A 6572-nucleotide genomic window follows, 5' to 3' on the forward strand; every position below is an offset into this window, starting at 1 on the left:
CATGTGCACCGACAGCAGGTATTGCTTCATGACGTTCTCCTCGTCAGCAGGAGCCGGCGTCTTCCCGGCCCTCTACTGCCACTACGAACGTCCGAGGGCCGGATCGACACTCGGCCCGAAGTTTTTTGTGGCTTCGTCTCGCGGTGTCCTCGGGCTCGGTCGCAAGGCCCAGGTTGGCAGCTCGCCGAGCCCTACTACCAGCAGCTCAAGCCACCGCTCGACGTCTACACCCACCGGCTGGGACATGCCCTCGACATGGAATGCTCAACTGGCCAACTCAAGCGCTCAGTCACAGCACGAACCCGCCAACTGAAGCGCTCAGTCACAGCGACGGTTCGGGCCTCACTGGTGTCCGGGGTCCTACAGGTCGAAGTCGATGTGCTGCACGTCGGTGAAGCGCACCTCCTCCAGGCTGCCGGCGCGGCGGCCGCCGTCCTGGAAGTACACCTCCTTGAGCGCTTCGGCGGCGATCTTCTGGAGCTCGCGGTCGGTGGCTCCCTGCTCCTGGGCGTCGAAGAGGCGGGCGGCGTACTGCGGCGGAAGGGCCACGGTGAGGTGGCGGATCCGGTCCTGGTCGGTGGTGCCGATCGGGGCGGTGTAGCCGAGCCGGGCGCGGGTGTCGATGACGATGCCGCCGGTGGTGGCCGCCGTCTTCTTGGCCTTCTCCCGGATCTGCGGCTGCCACCGCCTCTTGACCTCACCCTCTATGCGGGCGGCGAGGTCCTTGCGGGGGCGCTTGAGCTGGTCCTTCACGTACCGCTCGACGGTGCGCTGCGAGACCCGCAGCATCTGGGCGACCGCCTTGGTGCCCTTGAGCTGCTTGACCAGGTACCGCATCTGGGCGCCGGCCGACTTCGGGATCGGACGGGTGAACGCCTTCTGCACCGCCTTGTCCAAGCCGTCCCCGAACATGCTCATCGCGTGCTACCTACTCCCCGTCGTCCTCGTTGGTGACGTTGCCGTCCTTGATGTACCGGGCCAGGTTCAGCTCCGGGCCGTACTGCTCCCGCACGCCCTCGGCCCACAGAGTGGTCTGGGTGCCCTCGTGCTTGACCATCCCCGGGCTGACACCGAGCCGGAAGCCGCCCGGCAGGGGCTTGCCGTCGGAGTACGGCAGGAAGTCCAGCGGGCTGGGTCCGTCGGCGGCGTACACGGCGCAGTCGGACAGAATCGCGACCGGGTACTGGCCGGTGGCGGCAGCGTGCTTGAGCATCTTGCGGTGCATGTTGATACGGGTCCGGGAGATGACGGCGGCGCGGATGTCCGGGCGCCACGTCGGGCGGGACAGCGCCCGCCACGGCTCGCCGGACTTCCAGCCTTCGCCGCGGGGCCGCTCGCGCAGCTTGCCGATGCCGCCCTTCACCGTGGCCTTCACCGCGGACAGCACGATCGCCAGCTGCGGGTCCACCTGTTTGTGCTCTGCCATCGCGGTCAGGAAGTCCTCCGGTGACAGGTCGGCGGTGACGCCCAGGTCGGCCATCGTCGCCACGTACGCGTCGCGCAGCCGGTTGTACCAGCCGTCCAGGAACCGGCCGTTCTCGTAGCGCACCCACGCCTCGACCGGGGCGACGTCGTAGCCCAGTTCGACCGCGTACGCCACAGTCGGCGTCGCGTACCAGGCCAGGCCCTCGGGCCGGTCGCCCTTGCGCGTGAACGGGCTGGGCAGACGCTCATCCAGCTCCACGTGCGAGAGGTCCACCAGCCACGAGCCGGGCAGCTTCGGGTTGAACGCCGGGCTCTTGACCTGTGTCGGAGCACTGAGGCCGACGATCGTGCCGTTCGCGCCGGCGGCGAAGGCCATGTTCACGTCGATGCCCACCAGGTAGCGCTTGAGGCACTCCTCATCGGTGATCGGGCGCGACCAGTCGTACGCCTCCTCCAGCAGCACCTCGGCCGGGGTGCGCCGGTGGAAGCGCGGCAGATCGGCGAGCAGCGGGTGCCCGTCGGGGGCCTCGCACGGCGCGCAGTCGACCGGGTCCTTCCCCAGCGAGCCCGGGTTGTGCTCGCTGTGCCGCTGGCCGCTGGCGTCCGGCTCGCTGGCCCGCGTGGGCGGGTGCAGGGCGGTCATCAGCTCCAGGCCGGTCACGGCGGTGGAGCCGCGCGGCGTCATCACCCGCGTCGCATACGTGCCCAGCAGGCGGGCGAGTTCCGCCGGCGGAAGCTGCCCGGCATCGGCCCAGTGCCGGGTGTCGAGCGCGTCCCAGCCCGGGATGCACAGCTGCACACACATGCGCTCGGAGCCCTGCGCCGGGCGGTAGATCCGCGCCCACGGCCCGAACCCGCGCTTCGTCAGCTTCCACTCCGCCCGCGCCAGCTGCTTGATGACCTTGTGGCCCTCCGGCAGCCGCCCGGACAGGCGCTCCTCCTCGGTGAGGTGGAGCGGCAGCCCGTACCGCTCGCACGCGGCCTCGGTGAGCACGATCAGCGGGTCGGCGTCCTTGCCCGGCCCGCTCAGCCTGGGCGCGCCCAGCTTCGCCTCCGACAGCGTCCAGTCGACCAGGGCCGCGATGGACTTGGCAGGGACATCGAGGACCAGGCCGCCGACGCAGTACGCGAAGACCTGCCCGTCCTCGACGTCGACGACCGCGAGCGGCCCGTGGGCGAAGCGCGGGTCGACGCCGGCCGCGGCCGGGGCGGGCTTGTCCGTGGCCTTCTTCGCAGCCGGACGCCGCGACGTCGCCGACGGCCTGGTGGCGGCCGCCGTACGGGACGGAGCGGGCGCGGGGCGCTGCGGGGTGTTGTGTTCAGTAGTCATGGCCGCAGCCTCGGTGGCCGGGCCTGTGGACACAGGACGCGCTTGTACGGGCTCGGCCTCGCGCGGCGCGGAGGGGCCGGTGAACGTCTCGGGCACCGCCGTGTCCTCGCCGGGCGCTGCGGCGTTGGCAGGGTAGAGCTCCGCGAGCTTCTCCAGCAGCCGGGCGTAGGCCTCGCGCTCCGGTGGCCGCGGTTCGGTCTTGCCGCTCTCCCAGCCGCTGACGGTCGCGCGGCGCACATTCAGGGCCCCGGCCACCTGGTCCAGGGTCAGCCCGTGCGCGGCGCGCAGCCGCTTGCGCTCCGCCGGCCGCGGCAGCGGGGACGCGGACGCGATCAGCGCGTCGACCGCGTCGAACAACTCAGACATGGAACACCTCCTGACCCTCACCCTACCCAATGAATCGTACGAATCGCGTACCTTTGGCGTACGGATCGCGTACTTGGCGCGTTTGATGGCGGGAACGTGCACACTTTTGTAAGGTGGTGTGCATGACGACGGAGAGCACCTACTCGATCGTGGAAGCCCGCGCCCGGCTTGGCGCCATCGCGCGCGAGGTCAGCGCCACCCGTGAACCGGTCGCCATCACCGACCACGGTCAGACCATCGCGATACTGGTCAGCCCCGCCGACGCCCTCGAACTGCAGGAGATGCGGGCGCTGGCCGCCTACCGCTCCCGTCAGGCCCGGGGCGAGAGTGCCGGCGTCCCGCACGACGAGGCGTACCGCCGCGTGTTCGGCGGAGATGAGGCGTGAGCTACGAGGTCATCTGGGAGCCCGAGGCCCTCGCCCAGGCGGAGCGGTTCGCCAAGGACGATCCCGACGGGGTGCGGCAGGTGTTCACCGCCGTCGACCGTCTCGCCGACGAACCGAGGCCCGACGGCGCTTTCGGCAGCGCTGACGTGCTGCGCATCCACGTCGGGATCTACCGCGTGATGTACGAGATCAGCGACCATCGGGTCCGCATCAGCATCATCCACCTCGGACGCCTGCGCTGAACGATGACCGAAGGGGGGTGGGGGCACTGCCCTTAACTTAAGGGCAGTTTGATGATCTTTCAGTGGCTTCGTCGGTCGGTGGTTGCGGCTTGATCACGATTCGGACGGGCCGCTGAACGCAACGAAGGGGCCTCGCGGTAGCCGGCCGACGCGGTCTCCCGGGTGCGGACCTCGCCCGTCTCCACCGGCGGCGCCGACTCACGCTCCCAGGGCGCTTCTGTCTGCGGGGCCCGCCCGGGCCCGGGCGGCAGAACCCGGATCGCCCTCACCGTCTCGGCACCCGTCTTGGCGTTGATCCTGGCGACCATCTGCCGCCCCAGGCGCCGGGCACGCATCTATCGCGCGGCACTGTCGGCGCGCCGGCTCGGCCAAGCTCAGCCCGGTGCGCAGCTTCAAGCGCCGCAGCTGCTCCCACCAGGACGCGCACGTCGGGGTCCAGCGATTCGGACAGCGGCTGCCAACGGCTCATATCCCATCCCCGTACCTGATCTGCCGATCCGGTGGGACATCCCCGCACTGTGCGGGCTGGGATGTCCCACTTCCTCCCAGAAGCACCCCGATAAGTACCGAGAGGTGTCGGCGTGGCAAAGCTCGAGACCGAGGGATCACCCCCTCGATGTGAAAGGAGCGTTGGACACCATGCCGATCTTCAAGCGCCTGGCTGTCTTCGCCGCCGCGGTCGCCGCCGTTCTCGGGCTGGCCGCAAGCAGCGCGAACGCCGCAGTTCCGCACTCAGCACACCACCAGGCCGCCGCCTACCATACGACGCACCACAGGCACGCCGGTTGGAAGCACCACACGGTCCGGCACCACCACCGCCCCACCGCCAGGCGGCATGCACCGCGCGGCTGCCCCAAGGGCGAGCTGTGCGCGTACACCGGCGCCAACTACACCGGCCACCTGGCCTGGATCGCCCACTCGCATTCCAACCTGCGGCACGCGCCCACCTTCCAGCACGTGAAATCGCTCTACAACAACTCCCGAAGCCGCAGCGTCACCCTCTACGCCCGCTCCCACTACCGCGGACACCAGCTGACCCTGCGCCACGGCACCGGCGTACGGCACCTAGGACCGCGACTCCGCGGTCACATCCGCTCCGCGAACTGGCACTACTGCCGCTACTGGCACTACTGCTGACCACCCCGCAACCACCGCACGGCGCCCGCCCCCTGTACGACAGCGGGCGGGCGTCGAGCAACCTGCCGCACCCGGAGCGCGGCGCTGGAAGTGACGTTGCGGCTCACCAAGACCGACCCGTACGGGCGGAGCACGGACGTCGTGCGGATCATCGCGCAGGACGATCCGGCGTGCCCGGTGGCGGCCTGACGGGCGGTGCTGGAAGCGCACGACCAGCACCACACCGGCCGCTGCTGCGGCGGATCGACCGTCACGGCCGGCTCGGCGGCACCGGCCGGTGCGCGGGCCGTCAGCCCAAGGATCCGCCCCGGGCCGGGACGATCGGGTCGCGGACGGTGCGCAACCTGGTGGGCGACTGCACGGCCGCGGCCGGGCTGGTGCGCGGACTGACCGGGACGAGCGGGCGCTGTTGTCCACCCTCGATGAACGTGCCGAGCTAACCAGCGGGGAGCCGGTGACGCGGTCGACGTCGTCCATGTAGCCGAGCAGCGCCATACTGCCGTCGCCCATCCGCCACCCCGGCCGATATGGATCAGGTCGTGCTCGGAACTACTCATTTCTGCGAGCGCGAAGCGTGACGGTACTCACCAAGCGTGATCATGCGGCCGGAGCGTCGTGAGTCCGGAATCCCAGTTCTGTCCCCGGCCAATGCGGGGGCAGATCACGGCACGGGGACCCGGCGAAGAGCCAACCGGTCAGCGGGCTCTGCGTGAGGAGCGGGGCCGATCGGGGCTGGTCGGCTCGATGCAGCGAGACTGGACGTGCTCGTAGATCATCGTGGTCTGCACGTCGGTGACTTCGCGGCGTTCGGTGAGGCGGTCGATGACGAAGGCGTACACGCTGTCGACGTCCGGGACAGCGATGTGGATGAGGAAGTCGTGAGCGCCCGAGGTGACGAACAGGCCGATCACCTCGGGCAGTCGTGCTGCCCATTCCCGGAACCCCTCGATGACTGGGCGGGCAGGAGGCCGGATGCGCACCGAGATGAGCGCTTGGACGGGTCGGCCGGCGGCGTCGAGGTCCAGGGCCGCGTGGTAGCCGGTGATGGCGCCGCGCTCGCGGAGCAGCCTGACGCGTTCCAGTGAGGTCGAGGGGGAGACCCCGGTCTTGGCCGCCAGGTCGCGGTTGGTCTGCCGTGCATCGTTCTGCAGTTCCCGCAGCAGGGCCCGGTCCAGCGCATCAAGTTCCATGAGATCCACCGTATGCCAGACGAAGTTCGGCAAGCAGTGGACCGTGTCGGATTCCTGCCTAGTCTCGCTGGCTATGGATGCGCGAAAGAACGGCCTGGCCTTCGGCGCGGGTCTGGTACTGGCGGCGGCGGTGCTGTGGGGCACGGTCGGCCCTGCTCAGGTCCTGGCGGCCAGCCCCATGGCGCCGGCGGCCCTCGGCGGGTGGCGGCTGCTCGTGGGCGGGCTGGTCCTCGGGGCGCTCACCGCATGTCGCCCGAAGAAGCTCCGGGTTCTCGCCGCGGGCACGGTCCTGCGCCCGCTGCTGGTCTGCGCGGTCTCGACGGGCGTCTACCAGGCGGCCTTCCTCTCCTCGGTGTCGCGGACCGGGGCGGCTGTGGCCACGGTGATCGCCCTGGGCACCGCACCCGCGGCGACCGGCGTGTGCGCCCGATGGGTCACCGGTGAGCGCATCGGCGCCGCCTGGATGGCCAGCACCGTCGCGGCCGTCGCCGGCTGC

The 6572-nt window shown here is 70.4% G+C and carries 7 protein-coding genes; 4 read left to right on the forward strand and 3 right to left on the reverse strand.

Going from position 1 to position 6572, the window contains the following annotated elements; translation table 11 throughout:
* Positions 1-360 precede the first annotated feature (360 nt).
* Positions 361-918: a telomere-protecting terminal protein Tpg gene (gene tpg, locus FCI23_RS53280; RefSeq protein WP_136731338.1), complete on the reverse strand. Its 558-nt coding sequence runs from the start codon at positions 916-918 to the stop codon at positions 361-363.
* A 10-nt stretch (positions 919-928) separates the two neighbouring features.
* Positions 929-3121 (reverse strand): telomere-associated protein Tap, encoded by a 2193-nt coding sequence (tap, locus tag FCI23_RS53285; protein ID WP_136731340.1) that lies wholly within the window; start codon positions 3119-3121, stop codon positions 929-931.
* Between the two features lie 122 nt (positions 3122-3243).
* On the opposite strand from tap, the gene FCI23_RS53290 reads away from it, so the two are divergent.
* From FCI23_RS53290 to FCI23_RS53300, 3 genes are all read left to right on the forward strand, one after another.
* Positions 3244-3507: a type II toxin-antitoxin system Phd/YefM family antitoxin gene (locus FCI23_RS53290; RefSeq protein WP_136731342.1), complete on the forward strand. Its 264-nt coding sequence runs from the start codon at positions 3244-3246 to the stop codon at positions 3505-3507.
* A complete protein-coding gene (locus FCI23_RS53295; protein ID WP_136731344.1) occupies positions 3504-3749 on the forward strand; it encodes a type II toxin-antitoxin system RelE family toxin in 246 nt (81 codons plus the stop codon). The genes FCI23_RS53290 and FCI23_RS53295 overlap by 4 nt, the downstream gene beginning before the upstream one ends.
* Before the next feature lie 639 nt (positions 3750-4388).
* On the forward strand, positions 4389-4886 hold the full coding sequence (locus FCI23_RS53300) for a peptidase inhibitor family I36 protein (RefSeq protein WP_136731345.1): 498 nt from the start codon (positions 4389-4391) through the stop codon (positions 4884-4886).
* A gap of 695 nt (positions 4887-5581) precedes the next feature.
* Here the strand turns inward: FCI23_RS53300 and FCI23_RS53305 are convergent.
* Complete coding sequence (locus tag FCI23_RS53305) at positions 5582-6076, reverse strand: Lrp/AsnC family transcriptional regulator (RefSeq protein WP_136729507.1); 495 nt, start codon at positions 6074-6076, stop codon at positions 5582-5584.
* A 73-nt stretch (positions 6077-6149) separates the two neighbouring features.
* On the opposite strand from FCI23_RS53305, the gene FCI23_RS53310 reads away from it, so the two are divergent.
* Positions 6150-6572 (forward strand): DMT family transporter (locus FCI23_RS53310; protein WP_169317447.1); only part of this gene is annotated, 423 nt, incomplete at its 3' end.

Origin of the sequence: Actinacidiphila oryziradicis, from assembly GCF_005047355.1 — a bacterium.
GTDB classification, from domain to species: domain Bacteria; phylum Actinomycetota; class Actinomycetes; order Streptomycetales; family Streptomycetaceae; genus Actinacidiphila; species Actinacidiphila oryziradicis.